This is a genomic window from Corynebacterium incognita (assembly GCF_014217255.1).
In the GTDB taxonomy this organism is placed as follows: Bacteria; Actinomycetota; Actinomycetes; order Mycobacteriales; family Mycobacteriaceae; genus Corynebacterium; species Corynebacterium incognitum.
This window is the reverse complement of record NZ_CP059404.1, coordinates 1,677,408-1,702,067: the sequence shown is the minus strand read 5'-3', so window position 1 is coordinate 1,702,067 and position 24,660 is coordinate 1,677,408. Positions and strand designations below refer to the sequence as shown.

Here is a 24,660-nt window from a genome sequence, read left to right as displayed (position 1 = left end):
GCTATCGAACAACTCGGTACTTTCCATACAGACCGATCGGTGCAAACTAAATCTCCCTGGCCACACCAAGTACGCCAGGGAATATAAAACCACCCTCCCCAGCCCTGTGAACCAGGTAACTTAGTCCCCATGAACCCATCAAACCCACTTCTGCACCCCTCACCCCTGCCCTATGGCCTCCCGGATTTCGCGGCCATCTCGGTGGAGCACTACCGCCCCGCTTTCGACGAGGCCCTGGCACGCCACAGCGCGGAGATCGCAGCCATCGCCACCAACAACGAGGCCCCCACGTGGGAAAACACCGTGGAAGCACTGGAGGCCTCCGGCCAAGACCTGCAGCGCGTCATGGCGGTATTCGGCAACCTCTCCGGCACCGATACCAACGACGAGATGGAGGCCATCGCGGCCGACATCTACCCGCGCCTCGCCGCCCACTACGACGCGATGTACCACAACGAGGCGTTGTACACCCGGGTCAAGGCCGCCACCCCGCCTGCCGACGCCGAGTCCGCCCGCCTCCACGATCACCTCCTGCGCTCCTTCGCCCGTTCCGGCGCGGATTTGGATGCCGCTGGCAAACAGCGCTTGTCGGAGATTAACCAGCGCCTGTCTGCCCTTTCGGAAGAGTTCGGCCGCAACCTCTTGGCCGATACCCGCGAGCTCGCCGTCCACTTCGACGACGCCGCCGAGCTCGCCGGGCTCCCAGGCTCTCGCATTGAGGCCGCCCGGTCTTATGCGCAGGATGCCGGGCGCAACGGCTACCTCATCCCCCTGGAGCTGCCCACCGTCCAGTCCGAGCAGACCCGCCTGGCCTCCCCGGAGGCCCGTGCGCGGGTGTACGAGGCGTCACAACGCCGCGGCGCGGAATCGAACGTCGCGGGACTCGTCGAGGCTGTGCAGCTCCGCGCCGAGCGCGCCGAGCTGCTGGGCTACCGCACGCACGCGAACTTCGTCATCGCGGAGGAAACTGCGAGGGAGTCCGCGGCCGTCGCGAAGCTGCTGCGTGATCTGTCCGTGGCCGCGTCCACTAACGCCGCCGGCGAGCACAAGCTTCTGGCCGAGCAGGCGGAACTGGCGGGCGAATCCTTCAGCGCCGCGGATTGGCCTTATTGGGAGTCCAAAGTCCGCGAGCGTGATTTCTCCCTCGATGAAGAAGAGCTGCGCAAGTATTTCCCACTCGACCGCGTCGTGGAGGACGGCGTCTTCGCTGCGGCGGAGAAACTCTACGGCATTCGCGTCGTTCAGCGCCCGGATCTTCAGGGTTACGCCGACGACGTGGACGTGTGGGAGGTCTTCGACGGCGACGAGGGCATCGGCTTGTTTATCACCGACTATTTCGGTCGCCCCAGCAAGCGCGGTGGCGCCTGGATGTCGTCGTTCGTGGATCAGGCGCGCCTGCTGGGTACCAAGCCCGTGGTGGTCAACGTCATGGGTATTACCAAGCCCGCCGACGGCTCGGCGCCGCTGCTCAATCTCGACGAGTTGCGGACCGTGTTCCACGAGTTCGGCCACGCCCTGCATGGGTTGCTGTCCGACGTCCGCTACCCCACCTTCTCCGGCACCAATGTGCCGCGCGATTGGGTGGAGTTCCCGTCGCAAATCAACGAAAACTGGGCGCTGGAACCGGCGATTGTGAAAAGCTACGCCCGCCACGTGGATACTGGCGAGGTCATTTCCGATGAGATGCTCGCCGCCATCAAGACCGCGAGCGAGTTCGGCCAGGGCTTTGCGACAGCCGAGTACCTCGCGGCGTCGATTATCGATCTGGCGTGGCACAGCCTTACGGCCGCGGAAGCGCAGGGAATCGCGGCGGAGGCAGAGGCCGTCGCGGAGTTCGAGGCCCGTGCCCTCGCCGAGGCCGGGCTGGAGGTCAAAGATATCGCGCCGCGTTATCGTTCCACCTACTTCAACCACATCTTCGCCGGCGGCTACTCAGCCGGCTATTACTCCTACTTGTGGGCCGAAGCTTTGGACGCGGACGGTTTCGAATGGTTTAAGGAGCGCGGCGACGCCCTGCGCGAGGCCGGCCAGCACTTCCGGGACACCATCTTGTCCACCGGCGCCTCGCGCGATTTCATGGCTGCTTACCGGGAGTTCCGCGGCCGCGACAAGGACGTGCGGCCGCTTTTGGAGCGGCGCAACCTCAGCGGCGCTACACGTCTCGAGCAATAAGTTCGTCGAGTGGCGTCGGCGACAGGAGGTACGGCGCCACCTCTAACACCGTGAAGGCACCGGTCACGCCCTGCTCCCGCAGTCGCGCCGCCGCTCGCGCGTAGGCGATTTCCACTGCGGCCGTGAAGTCCGGGTTGCGGTCGAGCTCGAGGGTATATTCCACGGTGTGGTTGAACCCGCCGGTATCACCGGCGGTGATGACGTGCCCGCCGTGCGGCATGCCGGTGTGCTCGGCGTCGAAGGTGGCCTCATCGATGAAGTTGACCTCCACTTGGTAGCCCACGAAGTAGTCGGGCATGGTGCGGATTTCTTCTTCGATACGGGCGTGGTCGGACTCGTCGGCCACGACATAGCAGCGGCGCACGTGCGCCTGCTTACCCGTGAGTTCGCCCGCCTCGCCGCGGCGCGCGGACTCGAGTGCCGCCTCGTCCGGAATGGTGTATTGCACGGCCTTCTTCACGCCGTCGATGCGCCGCAGGGCGTCGGAATGCCCTTGCGAGAGCCCGGGGCCCCAGAAGGTGTGCTGCTGCGCGCCCGGCAGGATGGCCGCGGCGAGCACACGGTTGAGCGAGAACATGCCTGGGTCCCAGCCGGTGGAGACGATTGCCACGGTGCCGGCTTGCTTCGCGGCGGCGTCCATGACGGCCTTGTGCCTGGCGACGTCCCGGTGGTTGTCGTAGGTGTCTACCGTCGCGGTGCGTGCGACGAAATCCGCGGCCTGGGCTGGGATGTCGGTGGCAGAACCGGTGCACAGCAACGCGACGTCGACATGCTCGGCGTGCTGCGCGAAATCCGCGACCGGGTAGACGGGTGAGTCCGTGTCCAGCTGGTCGCGGCGGGAGAAGATACCGTAGAGCTCCATGTCCGGCTGGGCTGCGATAAGCTTTTCGACGGACTTGCCCAGGTTGCCGTAGCCGACGATGGCGGCGCGGATGGGTGCCATAAGAGGGGTCTCCTTACATTCTTGATGGAGGTTGACCCCTTCTACGGTACTAGTCCTGCTGCGACTTGAGCGCCGCGGAGCTGTCCGCGAATGCCTTGGAGAAGGTGCCCAGGTTATCCATGAAACCACCCATGATATCGATGGGCAGCGGGAAGACGATGGTGGAGTTCTGGTCCGCGCCGAGCTCGAGAACCGTCTGGAGGTAGCGCAGCTGCAATGCAGCCGGGGCCTTGGACAGCTCTTCCGCGGCTTCGCGCAGCTCCTTGGAGGACTGCAATTCGCCGTGCGCGGAGATGACCTTGGCGCGGCGCTCGCGCTCCGCCTCCGCCTCGCGTGCCAGGGCGCGCTGCATCATCTCGGGGATTTCCACGTCCTTGATCTCCACGATGCGGGTGACCACACCCCAGCGCTCGGTCTGGGAGTTGATGATGTTGGCCAGGTCCTCGTTGAGCTCCTCGCGGTGCGCGAGCAGGTCGTCGAGGTTGGCGCGGCCAAGCAGGGAACGCAGGGTGGTCTGTGCGATTTGGGAGGTGGCCATGGCGTAGTTTTCCACCTCAAGCACAGCCTTGCGGGAATCGGTCACCTCGAACATGACCACCGCGTTCACACGGACGGAGACGTTGTCTTTGGTGATGATTTCCTGCGGTGGGATGGTGAGGGTGACCACGCGGAGATCGATGCGTTCGAGCTTGTCGACGCCCGGGACAATGAAGTGAAGCCCTGGCTCCATGAGCGGCCGGATGTGGCCGAAGCGGAAGGCGACGCCGCGCTCGTACTCTTTGATGATCTTCACCGAGTACATCAACAGCACCACGATGAGTGCGAAGATGATACCGATGACGACGGGCCAAAATACCATTGCTGACATTGCTATTCTTTCGTTTCTTTCACGCGGGTGGAGGCGTAGCGGTTCTTGCCGTATTTGGACGAGTAGCGGTCCACGGCTAGTTCAATGGCCTCTTCCCTATCGGTGCGGTCGGGCACCACGGTGGTCGGGGCGTTGGACGGGGTGGTCCACAGGTGGCGTGCCAGCGGGATGACTCCCGCGCCGGTGAGCACGAGGCACACGGCGGCGGTCAGGAGAATTTCCGACGTCGCGTGGTTGGTGATCAGCGAGGACAGCGGCAACAGGTAGCCCATGCACACCACCGCGAGCGCGATGCCGCGGTGGAAGTGGCCCGAGTCGGAGTGCGGCCACGGATCGAGCTGGCGAGTCAGTTCCCGACCGTGAGAGGAGACCGTGCAGGTCTCTTTCACCGGGCAGGTGTTGCACACCGTCGGGGTGGCACGGTAGCGCATGACCCGGTTCTCAGGGTCAAAGCTAGACGGCCACAGCCACTGGTCCTCCGGGCACTGCCAGGCGTCGTGTTCTTCCAGGTAGCGGAACGTGCCGGAGTGCATGTCCGTGGTGCGGTTGGCGGTCTTTTGCGCCATGAGGTCAAAGCCCCAGCCCACCGCGAGGAGGAACAGCCCGTAGCCTGCGGCCAAGATGGACAGCATGCCTGGTGCATCCATGGTGTACTCGACTTTCTACTTGTCGTCCGAGCGGTACTTCTTGTCCCACTTGGTGCGGGTCTCGAAGGTGGGCTCGGGCGCGGAGGTCTCCGCGCTGTCGCCGCGCTGGGAGTTGGGGTCTTGTTCGGAGATGACCTGGCCACGGTTGTCGACGCGGCCGCGGCCACCGGACACCAGGCCCACTGGGGAGCCGGCGCCGACGGGGATCTCGCGGGAGTGATCGACGTCGTCAGGCGAGATAACGCTGAACAATGGGTCCTTGGGGTGCTCGTCGACGGTGGGGATCTCCTTGTTGTGGAGCACGCCCTTGAGCGCCATCCACAGGAAGGGGAAGATGCCGGCGAGGAAGATGACGTCACCTGGCATGCGCAGCCACTCGATGATGAAGTTGTCCGGCTGGGTGATGTAGCCCAAGGAGCGGGCCTCGACGTAGCCGGAGCCCACGGATTCGTAGAGCTGGAGCACACCGAGCGGGAGCAGCGAGATGACGACCATCCACAAAAGGCCGATGTTCATGAGCCAGAAGCTCCAGCCCATCGCCTTGTCGGACCAGTATTTCTTGGGCAGCAGGTAGCGCAGGGCAAAGACGGAGAGGCCGACGGCGAGGAAGCCGTAAACACCCATCATGGCGCCGTGAGCGTGGTTGGCGGTCAGCGCGGTGCCGATTTGGTAATAGGACACCACCGGCAGGTTGACTAGGAAGCCGAACACGCCGGCACCGAGGAAGTTCCAGAAGCCCACAGACACGAGGAACAGGACTGCCCAGCGATGCGGGAAGGGGCGTTCGCCGGAGGCACGCTGCTTGGAGCCGAGCTGCATGAAGGTCCAGGCCTCCACGGTGAGCAGGGTCAGCGGCACGACCTCGGCGGCGGAGAAGAAGGCGCCGAGCGCCATGTGCTCGACTGGGGTGCCGGAGAAGTACAGGTGGTGCATGGTACCCAGGACGCCGCCGACGGAGTACAGGATAACGTCGAGGAAGATGATGCCCAGCGCGATCTTTTCGCGGATGACGCCGAGCAGCACGAAGACGTAGGCGACCATGATGGTGGTGAACAGCTCGAGGAAGTCCTCCACCCACAGGTGGACGACCCAGAAGCGCCAGAACTCGGCAACCGTGAGGTGGGTCTCGGAGCCGGCGAGCATGCCCACGGCGTAGAAGCCCGGGATGGTGATGCCGGAGAAGAAGAACAGCCACGGCATATTGGACTTGTGCTCGGTTTTCAGGCGGCCGCGCAGATTACGGAAGATGATGGCAATCCAGATGAACATGCCGGCGGTGAGCAGGATTTGGAAGAAGCGCGGCAAGTCCAGGTACTCCCACTGCTGGGAGAACAGGGTGGCTTCCTCGATGTAGCCCATGGAGGAGGCCCATTCGAAGGCCATGGAGCCGAAGACCACGAAGGCGATGGCACCCAGCAGTGCCCAGACCAGCCAGTGCTGCCCCTTGGGCTCCTTCTTGCCAATGAACGACGCCAGGAACAGTCCGGCGCCGAGCAGGCCGCCAGCGGTCCACAGCAGCGACAACTGGAGGTGCCAGGTGCGCGCGACGTTGTACGGCAGGATTTCTTGCAGCGGGATGCCGAAGAAGCCGGTGAGCTCCGTGCGGTAGTGCTGCGAGGCAGCACCCAGGAGCGCCTGAATGAGGAAGAGCAGGGCGATGACCAGAACGAACCAGGCCACGACCTTCTGGGACTTGGTCAGGCCGACCTCGCCGGGCTGTTTGAAGTCCAGGTTCGGGGCCTCTTCGGAGTGCCAGCCGATGGACTTGGACCAGCGACCATAGATGGCGAAGATGAGGCCGGTGCCGCCGATGAGCGCGATGAGCGAAAGCACGGACCACACCACGATGTCGGCGGTCGGCCCGTTGTCCACGCGGGGTTCTGCGGGCCAGTTGTTGGTGTAGGAATACTCCATGCCCGGGCGCTCGGCGGCCGAGGCCCACGCGGTCCATGCGAAGAACGCGGTGAGGTCGTGGATATCTTCCTTATCGGTGATGAAGTTCGACGGCAGGCCGTTGGAGGAGGAGTCCGGACCAAAGAACTGGGCGTAGTGCTTCTGGATTTCCTCGAACGCCGCGATCTGGTTGTCGGTCCACTTCAGCTCGCCGCTGGCTTCGTCGTAGCGGTTGGTGCGGAATTCCTCCACGATGGCGTCTTCTGGGGTCGCTCCCTCGGAGACGAAGTCCGGCAGGCCGTTTTCTTCGTTGAGCTTAGCGGCGTGCTCGGTGGACAGTCGCAGGTATTCCGCGGTGTAGTCCGGCCCCAGGTACGCGCCGTGGCCCATGACGGAGCCGTACTGTTGCAGGCCGCGTGCCTGGAACAGCGCCTGGCCGTGGACGATTTCCTCTTCGGACAGGATGACCTCGCCGCTGGATTCGGAGACGATCTGCTTGGGCAGGGGCATGGACGCGTCGTAGGTGCGGTAGGCCAAGAAGCCCATCACGAAGAAGCCGAAGAGCATGACGAGCGCGACTCCCTGCACCCAGACGCTACTCATGCGGAGGACCGGTTTGCTGCGGTCCCCCACCCCGGTGGTTGTGGACATGTATTTTTCCTGTCTGTACTCGAAGTTGTCAGGTTTCAAATATCGTGGCGCGTGCTGCACCCCGCCGCTTATTATGAACGAGATTTCCCGTCTTAAATAGACGGACGAGTTCAATATAACCGCGCATGAAGTCGTCTAAAAGTTGGATCAAAGTCGCATTCCCGCCCCAAACCCGTAGAAAATAGCCCACCATTTTAAACGGATTTCCCCAAGCTTTCTTGAGGTCGCCACCCAGAATAGCGATCTGAAACACATGCGCAACTCGGAATTTATACACCCCCGCCCAGTCAATGAGTGATATTCCGCACACTTGATTAAACCGGAAAAATCCGTATCATTTATAGCCATGAACTTCGCAGAACACACCAAGCGCAACTGGCTCATCACACTTTTCGCCGCCCTGTTCATCGGATCCTCGCTCACGATGATCTTCCTCAACGAGCCCCGCCAGACGATGGTGGTGCTCATGGTCTTCGTTGCCGCCGTGACACTCACGTTCCTGGCCGTACTGTGCGGCTGGCACCTCATCAACCAACGCAAGGCCACGCGCCACTGAACCGCTTGGTCTATTTATATTCACGGCACCACCTGCATCTCCAAGCTAAACCTCTTGCCGCCTAAAAATAGACTGCTTAGTCTGCTTGCATGACTAAATACGATAACTCCGAAGCAAGCACCTGGCAGTTCGCCACCCGCTCCATCCATGCCGGCCAGTCCCTGGACAACGGCGCCTCCGCCCGCAACCAGCCCATCTACCAGACCACCTCCTACGTCTTTGACTCCGCGGCGCACGCCGAGGCCCGCTTCAACCTCTCCGATCCGGGCCCCATCTACTCGCGCCTGACCAACCCGACGCAGGAGGCCCTGGAAAACCGCATCGCCGCACTCGAGGGCGGCGTCGCCGCGCTGGCATTCGCCTCCGGCCAGGCCGCGGAGACCGCCGCGATCGCCACCCTGGCCTCCGCGGGTGACCACATCGTCACCTCACCGCGCCTCTACGGCGGCACCGAGACGCTCTTCCAGGTCACCCTCAACCGCCTCGGCATCGACGTCACCTTCGTGGACAACCCCGACGACCCCGCCTCCTGGCAGGCCGCGGTCCGCCCGAACACCAAGGCCTTCTACGCCGAGACCTTCGGCAACCCGCAGGCCGACGTCCTGGACATCCCCACCATCGCGCAGCTCGCCCACGATAACCAGGTCCCGCTCATCGTAGACAACACGATCGCCACCGCCGCCCTGGTCCGCCCGCTCGAGCTCGGCGCGGACATTGTCGTCGCCTCGCTCACCAAGTTCTACACCGGCAACGGCTCCGGCATCGGCGGCATCCTGGTCGACGGCGGGGCCTTCGACTGGACCGTCGAGCGCGACGGCGAGCCCGTCTTCCCCTACTTCGTCACCCCCGACCCCGCCTACCATGGCCTCAAATACGCGGACCTCGGCGCCCCGGCCTTCGCGCTCAAGGCCCGGGCGGGCTGGCTGCGTGACACTGGAGCTGCCATCTCCCCCTTCAATGCCTGGGTGACCATCCAGGGCCTGGATACCCTCCAGCTGCGCGTCGAGAAGCACAATGAAAACGCCAAGGCAGTCGCAGAGTTCCTCAACGCACACGACAAGGTAGCGAAGGTCAACTACGCCGGCCTGGAGTCCTCCCCGTGGTACAAGACCAAGGAGAAGCTCGGCCTGGACTACACCGGTTCAGTGCTCTCCTTCGACATCAAGGGTGGCAAGGACGAGGCCTGGGCGTTCATCGACGCGCTGAAGCTGCACTCCAACCTGGCCAACATCGGCGACGTCCGCTCGCTGGTCGTGCACCCGGCATCGACCACGCACTCTCAGTCCGACGAGGCGGGCCTGGCCCGCGCCGGTGTCTCCCAGGCCACCATCCGCCTGTCCGTGGGCATCGAGGACGTCACGGACATCATCGCCGACCTGGAGCGCGGTTTCGCCGCGGTATAAGCGATGAGCATCAACGGATTCTGCGAAGCTGAACAGTGCGTCGTCGGCATCGGGGCGCTGACCACCGAGGCCGGGGTCACCATCCCGGACGTCGACATCGCCTTTCGACGCTGGGGCACCTTCCGTGGCGACCCGCACGGCGCGAATAACCTCGTCGTCGTCGAGCACGCGCTCACCGCGGATGCCAACGCCCCCGAGTGGTGGGCCGGGCTCATCGGACCCGGACTCGCGCTGGACACCGACACCTACTGCGTGGTGTGCACCAACGCGCTGGGCAGCTGCTACGGCTCCACCGGCCCGGCGTCCCTGCACCCGGATGGTAAGCCGTGGGGCTCGCGGTTCCCCGCCCTGTCCATCCGGGACGTGGTGGCGGCCGAGAAGGCGCTTTTCGACGCCCTGGGGATCACCCGCGTCCATGGAATCGTCGGCGGCTCGATGGGCGGCGCCCGCGCCCTCGAGTGGACACTGACCCACCCCGATTTCGCCAGCACCGCGCTAGTCATGGCTGTGGGCTCGCGGGCCTCGGCGTGGCAGATCGGGATCCAGTCCGCGCAGATTTCCGCTATCGAGAACGACCCGCACTGGGCTGACGGCGACTACTACGACGCCCGTTTGGCACCCGACGCCGGTCTGGCCACCGCGCGCCGCATCGCGCACCTGACCTACCGCGGCGAGCTGGAAATCGATGCCCGCTTCGGCACCCGCGCGCAAGAGGGCCATAACCCGCGCGGTACGCACCGCGACAGCGCCCAGCAGTTCGCGGTCAACAGCTATCTGGAGCACCAGGGGCGCAAGCTCGTGGAGCGTTTCGACGCCGGCGCGTACGTCACGCTCACCGAGGCGCTCAACCGCCACGACGTCGGCCACGGCCGCGGCGGCATCGCCCAGGCGCTCGCGAGGTCAACGGTTCCCACGCTGGTCGCCGGCGTGGACACCGACATCCTCTACCCCTTCCATCAGCAGGAAGAGATGGCCAACAACTTGGGCCACAGCCTGGGCCTACGAACAATCTCCTCCCCCGTCGGCCACGATGCCTTCCTCACCGAGAAGGCTCAGCTCGCCGACATCCTCAAGGAGTTCGTGGCGGCAGCTGCCGTGGAGGCGCGTTATTAGCTTCCCAAGGCATCCACAGACGCCGACAGGAACGCCATGAGCGCGCCGAGGGCCGCGGAGAAGGCGGCGTCGAAACGCCGGGAGCGGACGGCGAGGATGCCCATCTTGTCTGAGTCGCAGGTGAGCCGGAGGACGGCGAGCCAGAGCATGCCGACGCCCAGCGCGAAGGTGGCGCGGCGCCAGTGCTCGGTAAGCGCCCAGAACCCCGAGGCCGCGAACAGCAGGCCGAAGACCGCGATGCCGGTCCACTGCGCCCAGGCGGGCAGGCGTGAGGGAGCGTTGTTAAAGTCGTGCGGGTTCGACAGCGGCGGGGTGACGGGGTGAGACATGGGTGCTGGTTACTGGGCGAGCTTCTCGGCGCGCTCGACCACGTTGTAGACCAGGAACGCGCGGGTCAGCGGGCCCACGCCGCCGGGGTTCGGGGACACGAAGCCGGCCTTGTCCCACACGTCGTCGGCAACATCGCCGGCGAGCTTGCCATCCACGCGGGAAACACCAACATCAAGGACGGCAGCGCCCTCCTTGACCATGTCCGCGGTGAGCATGTGTGCCTTACCCGCGGCGGCGATGATGATGTCAGCGGCGCGGGTCTCCGCGGCGAGATCCTTGGTGCCGGTGTGGCACAGGGTCACGGTGGAGTTCTCGCTGCGACGGGTCAGCATGAGGCCGATCGGGCGGCCCACGGTCACGCCGCGGCCGATGACCACAGTCTTCGCGCCGTCGAGCTCCACGCCGAAGCGGCGCAACAGGGAAATGCAGCCGTTCGGGGTGCACGGCAGCGGGGCCTCTTCGTTGAGCACGAGCTTGCCCAAGTTCACCGGGTGCAGGCCGTCGGCGTCCTTGGCGGGGTCAATGCGCTCGAGGATCGCGTTTTCGTTGAGGTGCTTCGGCAGCGGAAGCTGCACAATGTATCCGGTCACGGCGTCGTCGGCGTTGAGCTCGTCGATGACCTGCTCCAGCTCCTCCTGGGAGATGTCACCCGGAAGGTCCTTGCGGATGGAGTTGATGCCCAGCTCCTCGCAGTCCTTGTGCTTCATCTTCACGTACGAATGCGAGCCCGGATCATCGCCCACCAGGACGGTGGCCAGGCCAGGCGTGATGCCTTTGTCCTTGAGTGCGGCAACGCGCTCTTTGAGGTCGGCGAAGATTTCAGAACGGTACAGTTTTCCGTCGAGCTTGGTGGCAGTCATGGTTTCCATCTTAGACTGTCCTAGACTTGGCGTAATGACCCAGCTGCACGTGATTTTTGATAACCCCGTCATCCCCACCAACACTGGAAACGCCATCCGGATGTCCGCGGTGACGGGTTCGCGTCTGCACCTCGTGGAGCCTCTGGGCTTCAACTTCGACGACAAGCACTTAAAGCGCGCGGGCTTGGACTACCACGACCTGGCGGACATGCAGGTGCACAAGGACTTCGACGCCTGCATGGACGCGGTGCCGGGATCGCGGGTTTTTGCCTTTACGACGCACTGCGATACCTGGTTCACCGATATTGAGTTCCAGCCTGGCGACGCCCTGTTGTTTGGCACGGAGCCCACCGGCCTGCCGCCCGAGCGCCTGGAGCACCCGCGGATTACCCAGCAGGTGCGGGTACCCATGATGCCCGCGCGCCGTTCGATGAACCTCTCCAACTGCGCGGCCATCGCCGTGTACGAGGCGTGGCGGCAGCTGGGCTTTAACGGCGCGGTGTAGCGCGGTACAACAGCGGCTTGGCGGCCTCGATGAGGAGGAAGACCACGAGGCCGAGGGCCACCGCCAGGCCGATGGCGCGGGCCGGGAGCGCGGCCGTGCCGAACAGGGTGTGCATGAACGGCAGCCAGATAAAGCCCGCCTGCAGAAGCAGCAACAGTCCCACCACGAGCCAGGCCACCTTGTTGTTGGTGAACACGTGGGGCTTGAGGCTGGAGGTCTCCAGCGCCTTGACGTTGAACAGGTAGAAGGACTGCGCCATAACCAGCACCGTGGTCGCCGCGGTGCGTGCGCCCGGCTCGCTGACCCCCTGGGAGATGAGCCAGTAGAACGAGCCCATCGTCGCCGCCGTAATCAGCGCGGAGGCCAGCGCCACCTGCGCGATGTGCGGGGCGCGCATGATGGGCTCGTGTGATGGCAGTGGTGGACGGGCCATTGTGTCCGCCTCCGCGGGCTCGAAGGCGTAGGCAAAGGCCAGGGTGATGGCGGTGACGGTATTGACCCACAGGATCTGCAGCGGGGATAGCGGCAGCAGCCAGCCGAAGAGGATGGCCAACAGCATCACCAGGGACTGCGCGCCGTTAGTGACCAGCAGGAAGACCAGCGCCTTGCGCAGGTTGTCCCAGATGCGGCGGCCCTCGTGGACGGCGCGGGAGATGGTGGCAAAGTTGTCGTCCGCCAGCACGATCTCCGCGGATTCCTTGGTCACCTCGGTGCCCTTAATACCCATGGCCACACCGACGTCTGCGCGGCGCAATGCCGGGGCGTCGTTGACGCCGTCGCCGGTCATGGACACGATCTGGCCCTGAGACTGCAAAGCGCGCACTAGGCGCAGCTTGTGCTCCGGGCTGGTGCGGGCAAACACGTTGTGGTCGTGGGCGAGCTGGACCAGCTCGTCGTCGCTGGCGGCCTCGATATCGCGGCCGGTGACGGCGGCGGACGCTTCAGCGGTGAGATCGGTGATGCCCATCTGCTTCGCAATCGCCGCGGCGGTGCCGGGGGCGTCGCCGGTAATCATCTTCACCACGATGCCCGCGCGGTGGCAGTCCGCGATAGCTTCAATCGCCTCCGGCCGCGGCGGGTCTACGATGCCGAGCAGGCCGACGAAGATCAGGTCGTCGCCGACGGCGTCCTCGGTCAGTGTGGAGGGTGTGCTGGCGGCGGCTGGGCGGTAGGCGGCGGATAGAACGCGAAGGCCGGCGTCGGAAAGCTCGGCGATCTCGTGGTCCCAGAACGCGCGGTCGAGTGGCTCCGGAGTACCGTCGGCGCCGAGTTGCTGAGTACTACGGCCGAGCACAACGTCCGGGGCGCCCTTGACGTACAAGGCGTCGTCCGTGGTGGTGGCCATGAACTTATACTCCGAGCTAAACGGCAGCGTGGCGTGGCGAGCGCCGGACATGTCCGCGCCGAGCTTGAGCGCGAAGGACTTCAGCGCGCCCTCCGTGGGCTCGCCGACGATCCCCCACCGGCCGTCCTCACCCTGGACGACGTCTGTTTCGTTAGTCACCCCGACGATGCGCGCGAGCGAGTCCAGTTGCGCGGTGGGCGCGGGCGTGACCGCGCCGCGGGGCTCGTAGCCGGTGCCTTCGACGTCGAAGCGTTGCCCGATGGTCACCGCCCGGGTCACGGTCATTTCGTTTTTGGTCAGCGTGCCGGTCTTGTCCGTGCAGATGGTGGTCACCGAGCCCAGGGTTTGCACCGCGGGCAGCTTGCGGGCGATAGCGTTCTTGCCCGCCAGCGTCTGCACGCCGAGAGCCAGGGTGATGGTGATGAGCGCGGGCAGACCCTCCGGAATCGCCGCGACGGCAAAACCAACAGCACCCAAGACGGCGTCGACAAGCGGGGAGGAATGCACAACGAAGTCCAACAGCCCTAGCGCTACCGCGGCCACCATGACACCGATGGCAAGCTTCTTGGTGAAGGCGTCTATCTGCCGGGTCAACGGCGTCTGCAGGGACTCGACTTCGCCCATGAGCGTGTTGATGCGGCCGATTTCGGTGCCCTGACCAGTGGACACCACCACACCGGTGGCAGAACCAGCGGCCAACAGCGTGCCGGAATACGCCATGGAATGACGCTCGGCCAAGGGCGCGTCAGGCCCGGCAGGAGAGGCAGACTTGTCGGCCGGCACGGACTCGCCAGTCAGCGCGGACTCCTCCGCCGTGGCATTGGTGGCGGTGATAAGCCGCAGGTCAGCGGGGACCTTGTCACCGGCCTGCAGGCGCACGACGTCGCCAGGCACGACCTCGGTGGCGTCCACCTCACGCCAGCTCCCGGCGCGCAGCACCGAGGCCTGCGGAGAAAGCATGTTTTTGATGCCCTCCAGCGCCGCCTCGGATTTCCCCTCTTGGACGAAACCGATGATGGCGTTGATGAGCACCACCGCGACAATCACGGTGGTATCCACCCATTCCCCCAAGACCGCGGTGAGCACGGCCGAGGCGAGAAGGACGTAAATCATCACGTCTTGGAACTGGCGCACAAACCGCAGCCACGCCGGGTCCTTGCTCGCCTCCGGCAGGGCGTTGGGGCCGTGTTCAGTAAGGCGCGTAGCGGCGGCGTCCGGGCTCAGCCCTTCCTCTGCGGAGGTCTGCAGGGCGGCGAGCACCTCGGTGGCGGATTGGGAATACGCCTGGGCGACCACGGCGACATCATCTCCTCGTATTAAAGCTGCTTAGCCACCATAATAGTCCGGGAGCGTGCGGCCGCGGAGGCGCTCGAGAAGTTCCTCGGCGTGCGCTGGGGAAAGCTGTTCGCCCGCCATGGACACCGGCCCCTTCACCAGGTCCATGCGGACAGTGGCCACGCCGCAGGCCCGCGCGATGGGGCCGCGGGCGTACGTGAGTTCCTGGATGTGCGCGGGCTCGACGATGCTTACCCGGCGCGACAGGCGCCCAGAGTGGGTAATCACGGCGTGGGGCGTGAGCGTGACGGCCTGCTGCGCGCGGTCAAACGGCGTGGCCCACCAGGCCCTCTGCGGCGAGGTATAGGTGGGCGTGGTGTGTCCTTCGGGCTTGGCGACGTCCTCAATCTCCTCACGGTTCAGCGGCGTGACCAGGGCCAGCACCGCCAGTGCCTCGTCCCGGGTGGCCACCGGGACGATTGCGGTAGTACCGGACTGCTTGTCCCCACCTTCGGCACCGTAGCCGGCGACGGTGACCCGCACGGTCCACCAGCCGGTGAGCCGCCACAAGATGGGCTGGAACATCGTGGCCGCGTGGATACGATCCAGGCGGATGGACTGGGCGCGGCGATCCGCCAGCCCGTACTTGACGTTGACCACCTGCTCCCCGGTCGCGGAGTCCGTCGCGAGCGTAGCGCTAAACCGCCAGGACTTATCCACCAGCCCCCACACGTTGGGGATGAGGCCCACCAAGATGGGGAACGACGTCGACAGCGGCAGCGGGGTGAAGAAAATAACGGCGAGGAATATTACCGTCACGATCGTGGACAGATGCAGCGCCGCCCCCACGAGGGTGCGGGCAATGGGGACCTCGGGCAAGACGACGTCGGACAGCGCCTGCGGTTCCGGCTCCTCCTCGGCGAGTGGTTGTTCGCTGAGCTCATCGGTTTTGACGCGGCGGACCTTGCCCAAGACCTCCGCGCGCAGGGCCTCGGCCTCGGCTTTGGGGAGGTAGGAAATCTGGATGACCGAGCGGTTGCCACCGGCGGTCTCAATGCGCAGCGCCGCCAGCGAAAAGATGCGCGCGATGACAGACTCCACAACGTCGACGGCCTGGATGCGGTCGAAGCGTGCGGTGCGCAGCTGCTTGGACAACACTCCGCGCTTGAGTGCCACCTCTTCGTCCGTAACCTGATAGCCCATGGCGCGCCACCAGATGCCGGAGACCAACCAAATGAGCACACACAGGACAAGGAAAGCGGCGACTCCGATGCCCAGGCCGATAGCGATGCCCTTCATGCCGCCGGAGGTCAGCAGCTCGCGCACGCCCTTGATGCCGGAATCGGTGATGTTCAGCGCGAAGATGGTGAATAACGCGAGGATGAGCGTCCAGAACTCCAACAGCGGGGTAAGGCGGTGCACACGACGGTAGTCGTTCACAGCCCGCTCATCCTCTCCCGGGCCTTCACTGCGAGGCGGTCGCGCAGGGCATCGGCCTCCGCGGCCAGCAGGCCTGAAATCTCACTGTCCGAGGTGGCCGACGCCGTATGCAGCTCCACGGACTTGAGGCCCAGGGCGTTTTCAATCGGCCCGGCGGTGACGTCCACGAACTGGATGCGGCCGTACGGTACGACGGTGAACGTGTGCCAGAGTTTGCCCTTCTTCAGCACAAGCTCTTCCTCTGTTTCCAGCCACCCCATCAGCTTGACCTGGGCGGGGATGAGCCAGGCCAGCCACAGCAGCAGCGCGCCGCACACGCCTGCGCCGATCCACCACCACGTCGACCACATCAGCGCCAGCACCACGCACACCACGAGCGGAATGCCTAACCAGATACCGGCGGAGATATAGCGCGCCGTCACCAGCTTGGGCGAAACGGGGTTGAGGTTGTGTTCCATACCTCCAACCTATCGCGAAAGATCCGCGACGAGGCGTTCGGCCAGTTTTTCGGAGGACTGTGGGTTCTGCCCTGTGTAAAGATTGCCGTCGACCTCGATGTGAGGGCGGTACGGCAGGGCGGCCTTGGTGTAATTGACTCCAACGCGCTTGAGCTCATCCTCGAGTAGCCACTTGGCCTTGCGGGCAAAGGCGTTGACCTTCTCTTCGGCATTAGACAACCCCGTCATGGTGCGCCCGGCGAAAGGCGATGGTTCGCCCGCGGCCAAAACGGCAGCTGGGGCGTGGCAGAGCAAGGCCAGGGGGGTGCCGTTTTGAAGCCGTCGAGTAAGCAACGCGCCGCTCGTGGCATCCTGGGCGAGGTCCTCCATGGGACCGTGACCGCCGGGGTAAAAGACAAGGTCATACTCATCCGCGTGTGTCTTCTCCAGCTCCTCCGGGCGGTTAAGGGCGGACGAGATGGTGTCAAGGTAGGCCACGATTTCTTTGCGCTTACCTGGCAGACCTCCGGCCAGGCCAACGCTCAGTTCGTCCATCGTGGGCGCCTGACCGCCCGGGGTGGCGATCGTGATGTCCCACCCGGCCTCGCTAAAGATGCGATGCGGCACCGCGACCTCCTCAGCCCAGTACCCCGTCGGGTGCTTGGACCCGTCATTGAGGGTCCACTCATCTGCTGCGGAAATGACGAAAAGTACGGAAGTCATGCCTCCCCACCCTAACGAAAATCTCGGGAGCCGCGGCTCAGCGCGTCGGCGAGCGGGAGCTCGTCGAGGCGGTCGGCGACGACGTTGACGGCGCCGGTGGCGTTCTGGACGATGCCGCGCACAATGAGGGCTTTGGCGGTGCGGGCCACAACGCGGTGCCGCTGCCAGAGGCCGGGTGAGACCATGACGTTGATGAGCCCGGTCTCGTCCTCCATGCCGAAGAACGTAAGGCCGGAGGCAGTCTGCGGGCGCTGGCGGTGCGTGACCACCCCGGCCACTTTGATGCGCATGCCGTCGGGGGCCTGTTTCAGCTGCGCGGCGGTGAGGATGCCTTGGGCGTTGAGTTCCGCGCGGATGAGCTCCATCGGCTGCTTGTCGTGCGTCACGCCCGTGGCTGCGATGTCCGCGGCGAGGAGCTCAAACTGCGTCATGCCGGGCAGCGCCGGCGCGCTAATCGCAGACAGCCCCGGCAACATGCCGGGCTTTTCCGTCGCGGCGATGCCCGCCTGCCACAGCGCCTGGCGCCGGTCGATGCCCAGGCAGTCCAGGGCGCCGGCGTCGGCAAGCGCCTCGACCTGCTGGACAGACACCTCCGCCCGGCGCGCCAGGTCTGCGACGTTCTGAAACGGTGCGGCATCCGCGATGCGGGCGGCAGCGGCGTCGGAAAGCCCTTTGATGAGGCCCAGCCCGATGCGGATCCCACCGGATTCGATGGTGGCCTCCACCGCCGAGTGGTTGATGCTCACCGGGTGAATGGTGACGCCGTGGCGGCGCGCGTCTTGGATGAGCGACTGCGGGGAATAAAAGCCCATCGGCTGCGCGCGCAGCAGGCCCACGCAGAACTCGGCCGGGTAGTGGAGCTTGAACCACGCAGAAAAGAACACCAGGGACGCAAACGACTGCGAGTGTGACTCCGGGAAGCCATAGGCGGCGAACGCCACGACCTTGTTCCAGAGCTTGTCCGCGGTCTCCCCCGTGATGTTGTTGGTGGTGCGCAGGCCGGTGTAGAAGCGGTCCTTGAGCGCCGCCATCTTCTGTGGGGAGCGCTTAGATCCCATGGCGCGGCGCAGGTCATCGGCCTCGGCGCCGGTGAACCCCGCGGCGTCGATGGCCACTTGCATAAGCTGCTCCTGAAACAGCGGGATGCCCAGCGTCTTGCCGAGGGATTTTTCTAAGACGGGATGATCGAAGGTGACGGGTTCGCGGCCGTCGCGGCGGCGCAGGTAAGGGTGCACGGAGCCACCCTGGATGGGGCCGGGGCGGATGAGTGCGACTTCCACCACGAGGTCGAAGAAGATGCGGGGTTTGAGCCGGGGCAGAGTGGACAACTGGGCGCGGGATTCGACCTGGAACACTCCCACGGCATCCGCCCGGCACAGCATGTCATAGACCGCCTCCTCGGCCAGGTCTAGCTCCCAGAGGTTGATGGTCTCCCCCGTGGTTTCTTTGACCAGGTCAATCATGTGGTGTAACGCTTCGAGCATGCCCAGGCCCAGCAGGTCGAACTTGACCAGGCCTGCGGCGGCGCAGTCGTCTTTATCCCACTGGACTACCGAGCGACCTTCCATGCGCGCCCATTCGGTGGGTACGACGTCCGCGATGGGGCGATCACAGAGCACCATGCCGCCAGAGTGGATGCCGAGGTGGCGCGGCTGGCCGAGGAACTGCTCGGCGAGCTTGACGACGTCGCGCGGGGGTTGCGCCGTACCCTTGGACCAGGCGTCGACCATACCCTGGGGGTAGCCGAGGGCGCGGGCGGCGTCGCGGGTCGCACCTTTGCGGCGGTAGGTGATCACATTAGCCACCTGGGCAGCCTTGTCGCGGCCGTGCTTGTCAAAGACGTACTGGATGACTTCCTCGCGGCGAGTGGACTCGATGTCGATATCGATGTCCGGCGGGCCTTCGCGGTCCGGGGATAGGAAGCGCTCGAAGAGCAGACCGGCGGTAATCGGCTCGGCGTTGGTGATGCCGAGCGCGAAGCACACCGCAGAGTTGGCGGCCGAGCCGCGGCCCTGGCAGAGGATGTTTTCGCGCTTGCAGAAGTCCACGAGGTCGCACACGATGAGGAAATAGCCGGGGAAGGTCAGTTCCTCGATGACGGCGAGCTCGTGCGCAATTTGCTGGCGGGCGCGCTCCTGGATGTCGGCCGCACGGGAGGCATAGCGTTCCTCGGCACGGGCATAGGTGAGGTGGGTGAGCCAACTCATCTCCGTGTGACCTTCGGGGACGTCGAAGTGTGGCAGGTTGGGGGCCACCACCCCCCAAGAAAACGCGCACTCTTCGGCGAGGGCGACGGTGTTGGCCATGAGTTCCGGGCGGCCGGGCAGCATGCGGGCGACCTGCTCGCCGGAGCGCAGCCAGCCCGCGCCCATCGGGTGGAGGTTGGGGGCGCCGGTCAGTAGGCTGTCGCGGGTAGCCAGGGCGCGCTTGGCGGTGGCCAGCCGGGCCTCGTCGCGGGTGGCGGCGCCGGGGCGGGCGCTCACGACGCCGCGGATAGTGGGATAGTTGTCCCACACCGCGTGCCGATCGGCGTCCTCCGGAGTCATCGTGAGGGGGTATTCAAGTACCATGCGGTCTACTTTTAAGATATCGATCAGGGATTCGATTTGGTTCGCCCACTCCGGACCAATGAGATAGTAGACAGCGTCCCCTAGCCGCGAAGCAATGGTCGGGAGATCTGGATAAGAAACCTCCCCCTTCTCCCCCGCCCCCATGCGCGCGTCCGCGATAAGACGCGAGAGGCGGCGGTAGCCTTCCGGGCCGCGAGCAAGCACAGCAAGGCGGTTACCTAAGGTCAGTTCGGCACCAAACACCGTGGGCAACCCGGCCTCCGCGGCGGCGTCGGCAAACTTCATCGCGCCGTAAAAACCATCCCTATCCAGGATAGACAAGGCGCTAAGCCCCAGCTCGCGAGCGCGGGCCACCATCGCCTCGGGTTCCGCGGCGCCATCCAGGAAGCTGTAGGCGCTCGTGGCATGTAGCTCGGCGAAAGGGACCGTCGACAAGCCCTGCGGGGCTGCAGTCGCTGGGCCGTCGAGATGCTCTACCGACACCGGGGTAGGCGTGGGTGCGCCAGAGAGAATCTTCTCCATGCGCGACCAGGGCAACGCCCGCCCACCATTAAACCTCATAACCCCATAATACGCACGCCTGTTCGAGACTCACAATTTTTAGCCGGCCCCAAAAAATAGACAAAGCGGTTCAAAACTTGCTAGGTTCGAGGAATCAAATTCAACAAACGAAAGGGAAACCCCATGTCTCTCCGCTCCATCATCGCCACCTCGGCCGCTACCGTTATCGCCGCCACCTCGCTCGTCGCCTGCGGCGGCGCCAACGAAGACACCATCAAGGTGGGCACCACCGACGCCTCGACTAAGGCCTGGGGTGCCTTCGAGGAAGTAGCCAAGGAAAAGGGCATCAAGATTGAGATCACCAACTTCTCCGACTACACCACCCCGAACCAGGCACTGAGCCAGAAGCAGCTAGACACCAACAACTTCCAACACCTCAAGTACTTGGCCGAGTACAACGCGGGCAACAACACCGACCTCGTACCTATCGTGGCCACGGAAATCGTGCCGCTGGCACTGTTCTGGAAGGATCACACCTCCCTCGATGGCATTGAGGGCCAGTCCATCGCCATCCCTAACGATCCCTCTAACCAGGGCCGCGCCATCAACGTGTTGGTGCAGGCGGACCTGCTGAAGCTCAAGGAAGAAGGCCTCGTTACTCCGACCCCGGCCGACATTGACGCGGCCGCGTCCAAGGTCAAGGTCACCCCAGTCGACGCCGCGCAGACCACGTCCGCATACGGCGAGGGCACTCCGGCGATCATCAACAACTCCTTCCTGGACCGTGCCGGCATCGATCCGAACACCGCCGTGTTCCAGGACGACCCGGAGTCCGAGGAGGCCGAGCCATACATCAACGCTTTCGTCGTGCGCGCCGAGGACAAGGACAACGCGGAAATCAAGGAGCTGGCACAGCTGTGGCACACCGACAAGGTGCAGCAGGCCATCGCCGAAGACTCCGCAGGCACGTCCGTTGCCGTGGAGAAGACTCCGGAAGAGCTGCAGAAGATTCTCGACCGCCTCGTCGCGGCACAGAAGGAAGGCAAGTAAACAATGAAGCGACTCGCGCTCGTCCTAGCGGCAGCGCTCGCCTTGAGTGGCTGCAGCACCAGCTCCGATAACGATGGCGTAGTGACCATCGGCACCACTGACGCCGCCCTGCCAGAATGGGAAGTGCTCAAAAAGCTCGCAGCCGAGGAAGGCATCAAGGTAAAGATGCAGGCCTTCGCCGAGTACAACACCCCCAACCAGGCGCTCGCCGAGGGCAAGACGGACACGAACAAGTTCCAGCACCTGAAGTTCCTGGCGGAGTACAACGCGGGCAACGGCACCAACCTCGTCCCTCTCGCTTCCACGCAGATCTACCCCATGCCGCTGTTCTGGAAGGACCACGATTCCCTCGACGGCATCGAAGGCCAATCCGTCGCCATCCCGAACGACGCCACTAACCAGGGCCGCGCGATCAACCTCCTGGCCGCGCATGGGTTGTTGAAGCTTAAGGAAGAGGGAAAGACCACCCCGACCCCAGCCGACATCGACGAAGCCGCGTCCAAGGTCAAGGTCACCCCAGTCGACGCCGCACAAACCCCGTCCGCATACGGCGAAGGGTCCCCAGCCGTCATCACCAACTCGTTCTTCAAGCGCGCGAACATCGACCCAAACACCGCCATCGTTGATGATGAGGGCAAGGCGAACACCGACCCCTACATCAACGTCTGGGCAGTGCGCGAAGAAGACGCTACCAACGAACAGGTAAAGAAACTCGCGGAGCTTTATCTTTCGGACGAAGTGAAGGCCGCCGTGCAGGAGACGACCGGCGGGACTACGGTGTTCGTCGATAAGCCCCAAGAAGAACTCCAAAAGATCCTGGACCAACTAGAAGAAGAAGCGAAGAAGTAGGTACATGACCACTGCAACCAACACCGGCACCCGCGTGGAATTCCGCGGCGTGTCCAAAGTGTTCCGGTCCAAGAAGAACGACGTCAAGGCGCTTGACGACGTCTCGTTGACCGTTGAACCCGGAGAAATCCTCGGCGTCATCGGCTACTCCGGCGCGGGCAAGTCCACGCTCGTACGCATGATCAACGGGCTGGACACCCCGACGTCCGGCGAGGTCCTGCTAGACGGAACCAACATCGTCGGCATGCCGGAAAAGCAATTGCGCCGGCTGCGCAGCGGCATCGGCATGATTTTCCAGCAATTCAACCTGCTGTCCTCGCGCACCGCGGCGGGCAACGTGGAATACCCACTGCAGCTGGCCGGCGTGCCCAAAGAGGAACGCACGGCGCGCGTGCAGGAACTGCTCGAGTTCGTCGGCCTCAGTGAACGCGGTAACAACTACCCCGAGCAGCTCTCTGGCGGGCAGAAACAGCGCGTTGGCATCGCCCGCGCGCTGGCGGCACGCCCAGCCCTGCTGTTGGCCGACGAAGCCACCTCCGCTCTGGATCCGCAGACCACCCGCGAAGTGCTGGAGCTACTGCGTAAGGTCAACAAAGAGCTCGGAATTACCATCGTGGTGATTACCCACGAGATGGACGTTGTGCGTTCGATTGCAGACAAGGTCGCCGTCATGGAAGGCGGCAAGGTTGTGGAGTACGGGTCGGTGTACGAGGTGTTTTCGAACCCCCGCACCCCCGTCGCGCAAAACTTTGTGGCCACCTCCCTGCGCAATACCCCGGACCAGCTAGAGGCGGATGAGCTCCTCGACCACGAAGGACGACTGTTCACCATCACGCTCACCGAAACGTCTGGATTCTTTGACGCGACTGCTCAGGCCACCGCTGACGGACTAACCATCGACATCGTCCATGGCGGCATCACCACCTTGCAGCACCACTGCTTCGGCAAGGCCACCGTGCGGCTCATCGGCGACAACAACGCCATCGACCGCTTCTACGCCACGCTGTCCACCACCACCGAGATTGAGGAGATCGTCCGATGAAAGACACCTTCATCACAGCCATCATCGACACCCTGATCATGGTGGGCACCACGATGGTCGTCGGTGGCATCCTGGGACTGGGCATCGGCCTGTTGCTATACACCACCCGACCGTCCGGCGTCCTGGCCAATAAGGCCGTCTACACCGTGCTGAACGTCTTGGTGAACTTCGTGCGCCCTATCCCGTTCATCATCCTGCTCGCGTTCGTCCAGCCGCTCACGGTGGCAGTCTTGGGATCATCGATCGGCCGCGAGCCCGCGACGTTCGTCATGATCATCGCCGCCACCTTCGCCGTGGCCCGCATTGTGGAACAGAACCTCGTAAGCATCGACCCGGGCGTCATCGAGGCCGCCCGCGCTATGGGTGCCGGCCCCTGGACGATCATCAGGACCGTCATCATCCCCGAAGCTCTCGGCCCCCTGATTCTGGGCTACACGTTCCTATTCATCGGTGTGGTGGACATGTCCGCGATGGCCGGCTACGTCGGCGGCGGCGGCCTGGGCGATTTCGCTATCGTCTACGGCTACCGGGCGTTCGACTGGAAAATCACCGTCATCGCCACCCTGGTTATCATCGTGCTCGTCCAGGCCGCCCAGTTCCTGGGCAACTGGCTCTCCGCGAAGGTTATGCGACGATAAACGCCTTGCCCTGCTTCGGATCATCCCCGCACGAAGAGATGACGTTGTCCACGACAACCTCTTCGACGGGGATGTTCCATTCCCGGCCATCCCTATGCTTGACGACGCCGTCTTCCACCGTCAGGTCCGTGTAGCGCACGGTCTCCCCGGCGTCGAGAAGCCTGCGCGCCACCTCCACCTCCCGCACCTGGTCTGGGGGCGTCAGGAGGCCGGACCCGCGGTTGGCCGGGTAGAAATACTCCCCGCGGCGCGCGGCCTCGAGCATTGCCGTCGCCGCCTCCACGTTGAGACGGCCGAAGCTATACCCCCACGGCATGAGCAAGACCGACGGCGCGAAGCGGTGCCCTTTCGTATGCGAGGTCTCCCAGACGAGGCCAGGGAAACGGTCGTGGAGCTCAACGGCCAGCGGGCGCCCCTTCACCGCGCAGCACACGTCGCGCTTACCGTGGGTACATACGAGAACCAGCGGATAGTCGATGGCGTTACCTGTAGGACGCGTCAGATCCAAGTCCAGGATCTGCTCGGGGCCATCAAGGTAGTGCAGCTCCGTGACGCCAAACTCTGCGAAAACGACAAAGCAGCGGTATTTTTCCACCCGTCGCTCCCGAGGATGCTTGATGAGCTGGATGCCGACATCGAGGGCCTTGAGCTGGGCCGAAAGTTCCGGACTGAATGTGTTCCCATCCAACACGTCCCGGGACCAGCCGTAGGGCCACTCGAATACTACGTAGGTTGTGGTCTGTTTCGCCGTCCCTGGCAAGGGCTCGACTTGGGCATCCGAACAACGTGTCATGCGTTCCACCTTAAACAACAATTTCATTAAAACCCACTGGTTTTATTTCACTTCTT

General features: G+C 64.3%; 22 protein-coding genes. 9 read left to right on the top strand and 13 right to left on the bottom strand.

Annotated features, from left to right (window positions below):
* Nucleotides 1–129 precede the first annotated feature (129 nt).
* Nucleotides 130–2,172: a M3 family metallopeptidase gene (locus tag H0194_RS07940; protein ID WP_185175393.1), complete on the top strand. Its 2,043-nt coding sequence runs from the start codon at nucleotides 130–132 to the stop codon at nucleotides 2,170–2,172.
* On the opposite strand, the gene H0194_RS07935 is transcribed toward H0194_RS07940, so the two are convergent.
* The 5 genes from H0194_RS07935 to H0194_RS07915 all read right to left on the bottom strand — a co-directional run bounded on the left by H0194_RS07935 (nucleotide 2,153) and on the right by H0194_RS07915 (nucleotide 7,427).
* Entirely contained in the window at nucleotides 2,153–3,115 is a 963-nt protein-coding gene (locus H0194_RS07935; RefSeq protein WP_185175392.1) for a diaminopimelate dehydrogenase, read from the bottom strand. The two genes, H0194_RS07940 and H0194_RS07935, sit on opposite strands and share 20 nt — an antisense overlap.
* Nucleotides 3,116–3,164: 49 nt before the next feature.
* Nucleotides 3,165–3,917: an SPFH domain-containing protein gene (locus tag H0194_RS07930; RefSeq protein ID WP_425486471.1), complete on the bottom strand. Its 753-nt coding sequence runs from the start codon at nucleotides 3,915–3,917 to the stop codon at nucleotides 3,165–3,167.
* Between the two features lie 68 nt (nucleotides 3,918–3,985).
* On the bottom strand, nucleotides 3,986–4,630 hold the full coding sequence (locus H0194_RS07925) for a hypothetical protein (RefSeq protein ID WP_185175390.1): 645 nt from the start codon (nucleotides 4,628–4,630) through the stop codon (nucleotides 3,986–3,988).
* 15 nt (nucleotides 4,631–4,645) lie between these two features.
* Nucleotides 4,646–7,174 carry a nitric-oxide reductase large subunit gene (locus tag H0194_RS07920; RefSeq protein ID WP_185175389.1) on the bottom strand — a complete coding sequence of 843 codons (2,529 nt, stop codon included), beginning with the start codon at nucleotides 7,172–7,174 and terminating at the stop codon, nucleotides 4,646–4,648.
* Between the two features lie 28 nt (nucleotides 7,175–7,202).
* On the bottom strand, nucleotides 7,203–7,427 hold the full coding sequence (locus tag H0194_RS07915) for a hypothetical protein (RefSeq protein ID WP_185175388.1): 225 nt from the start codon (nucleotides 7,425–7,427) through the stop codon (nucleotides 7,203–7,205).
* Nucleotides 7,428–7,520: 93 nt separating this feature from the next.
* On the opposite strand from H0194_RS07915, the gene H0194_RS07910 reads away from it, so the two are divergent.
* The 3 genes from H0194_RS07910 (at nucleotide 7,521) to metX (ending at nucleotide 10,246) form a co-directional block, all read left to right on the top strand.
* Nucleotides 7,521–7,730, top strand: coding sequence for a hypothetical protein (locus H0194_RS07910; RefSeq protein WP_185175387.1), 210 nt, complete (start codon nucleotides 7,521–7,523; stop codon nucleotides 7,728–7,730).
* Nucleotides 7,731–7,819: 89 nt separating this feature from the next.
* On the top strand, nucleotides 7,820–9,133 hold the full coding sequence (locus H0194_RS07905; RefSeq protein WP_185175386.1) for an O-acetylhomoserine/O-acetylserine sulfhydrylase: 1,314 nt from the start codon (nucleotides 7,820–7,822) through the stop codon (nucleotides 9,131–9,133).
* Nucleotides 9,134–9,136: 3 nt separating this feature from the next.
* Nucleotides 9,137–10,246, top strand: coding sequence for a homoserine O-acetyltransferase MetX (metX, locus tag H0194_RS07900; protein ID WP_185175385.1), 1,110 nt, complete (start codon nucleotides 9,137–9,139; stop codon nucleotides 10,244–10,246).
* Here metX and H0194_RS07895 read toward each other — a convergent pair.
* On the bottom strand, nucleotides 10,243–10,575 hold the full coding sequence (locus tag H0194_RS07895) for a DUF3017 domain-containing protein (RefSeq protein WP_185175384.1): 333 nt from the start codon (nucleotides 10,573–10,575) through the stop codon (nucleotides 10,243–10,245). The genes metX and H0194_RS07895 overlap by 4 nt on opposite strands.
* Before the next feature lie 9 nt (nucleotides 10,576–10,584).
* Complete coding sequence (locus H0194_RS07890) at nucleotides 10,585–11,436, bottom strand: bifunctional methylenetetrahydrofolate dehydrogenase/methenyltetrahydrofolate cyclohydrolase (RefSeq protein WP_185175383.1); 852 nt, start codon at nucleotides 11,434–11,436, stop codon at nucleotides 10,585–10,587.
* Nucleotides 11,437–11,470: 34 nt separating this feature from the next.
* Here H0194_RS07890 and H0194_RS07885 point away from each other — a divergent pair, with 34 nt between their 5' ends.
* Nucleotides 11,471–11,941 (top strand): tRNA (cytidine(34)-2'-O)-methyltransferase, encoded by a 471-nt coding sequence (locus tag H0194_RS07885; protein WP_185175382.1) that lies wholly within the window; start codon nucleotides 11,471–11,473, stop codon nucleotides 11,939–11,941.
* Here the strand turns inward: H0194_RS07885 and H0194_RS07880 are convergent.
* From H0194_RS07880 to H0194_RS07860, 5 genes are read right to left on the bottom strand one after another with little or no spacing between them, the layout of a single operon-like run.
* Nucleotides 11,925–14,582 (bottom strand): HAD-IC family P-type ATPase, encoded by a 2,658-nt coding sequence (locus H0194_RS07880; RefSeq protein WP_246388848.1) that lies wholly within the window; start codon nucleotides 14,580–14,582, stop codon nucleotides 11,925–11,927. The two genes, H0194_RS07885 and H0194_RS07880, sit on opposite strands and share 17 nt — an antisense overlap.
* A gap of 30 nt (nucleotides 14,583–14,612) precedes the next feature.
* Entirely contained in the window at nucleotides 14,613–16,001 is a 1,389-nt protein-coding gene (locus H0194_RS07875; protein WP_185175381.1) for a PH domain-containing protein, read from the bottom strand.
* The gene (locus H0194_RS07870; RefSeq protein WP_185175380.1) at nucleotides 15,998–16,459 is read right to left on the bottom strand and encodes a PH domain-containing protein; all 462 of its coding nucleotides are present in this window, start codon (nucleotides 16,457–16,459) and stop codon (nucleotides 15,998–16,000) included. The genes H0194_RS07875 and H0194_RS07870 overlap by 4 nt, the downstream gene beginning before the upstream one ends.
* A gap of 9 nt (nucleotides 16,460–16,468) precedes the next feature.
* On the bottom strand, nucleotides 16,469–17,161 hold the full coding sequence (locus H0194_RS07865) for a type 1 glutamine amidotransferase domain-containing protein (protein ID WP_185175379.1): 693 nt from the start codon (nucleotides 17,159–17,161) through the stop codon (nucleotides 16,469–16,471).
* Between the two features lie 11 nt (nucleotides 17,162–17,172).
* Entirely contained in the window at nucleotides 17,173–20,292 is a 3,120-nt protein-coding gene (locus H0194_RS07860) for an error-prone DNA polymerase (RefSeq protein ID WP_185175378.1), read from the bottom strand.
* A 123-nt stretch (nucleotides 20,293–20,415) separates the two neighbouring features.
* Between H0194_RS07860 and H0194_RS07855 the strand changes: the two genes are divergently transcribed.
* Genes H0194_RS07855 through H0194_RS07840 form a run of 4 tightly spaced genes read left to right on the top strand, consistent with a single transcriptional unit; the run spans nucleotide 20,416 to nucleotide 23,811 of the window.
* Complete coding sequence (locus H0194_RS07855; protein ID WP_185175377.1) at nucleotides 20,416–21,282, top strand: MetQ/NlpA family ABC transporter substrate-binding protein; 867 nt, start codon at nucleotides 20,416–20,418, stop codon at nucleotides 21,280–21,282.
* Nucleotides 21,283–21,285: 3 nt separating this feature from the next.
* Nucleotides 21,286–22,131, top strand: a complete 846-nt coding sequence (locus H0194_RS07850; protein ID WP_185175376.1) for a MetQ/NlpA family ABC transporter substrate-binding protein — start codon at nucleotides 21,286–21,288, stop codon at nucleotides 22,129–22,131.
* Between the two features lie 4 nt (nucleotides 22,132–22,135).
* The gene (locus H0194_RS07845) at nucleotides 22,136–23,173 is read left to right on the top strand and encodes a methionine ABC transporter ATP-binding protein (RefSeq protein ID WP_185175375.1); all 1,038 of its coding nucleotides are present in this window, start codon (nucleotides 22,136–22,138) and stop codon (nucleotides 23,171–23,173) included.
* A complete protein-coding gene (locus tag H0194_RS07840; RefSeq protein WP_185175374.1) occupies nucleotides 23,170–23,811 on the top strand; it encodes a methionine ABC transporter permease in 642 nt (213 codons plus the stop codon). The genes H0194_RS07845 and H0194_RS07840 overlap by 4 nt, the downstream gene beginning before the upstream one ends.
* Here the strand turns inward: H0194_RS07840 and H0194_RS07835 are convergent.
* On the bottom strand, nucleotides 23,798–24,604 hold the full coding sequence (locus H0194_RS07835; RefSeq protein ID WP_185175373.1) for a sucrase ferredoxin: 807 nt from the start codon (nucleotides 24,602–24,604) through the stop codon (nucleotides 23,798–23,800). The two genes, H0194_RS07840 and H0194_RS07835, sit on opposite strands and share 14 nt — an antisense overlap.
* Between the last annotated feature and the right edge of the window lie 56 nt (nucleotides 24,605–24,660).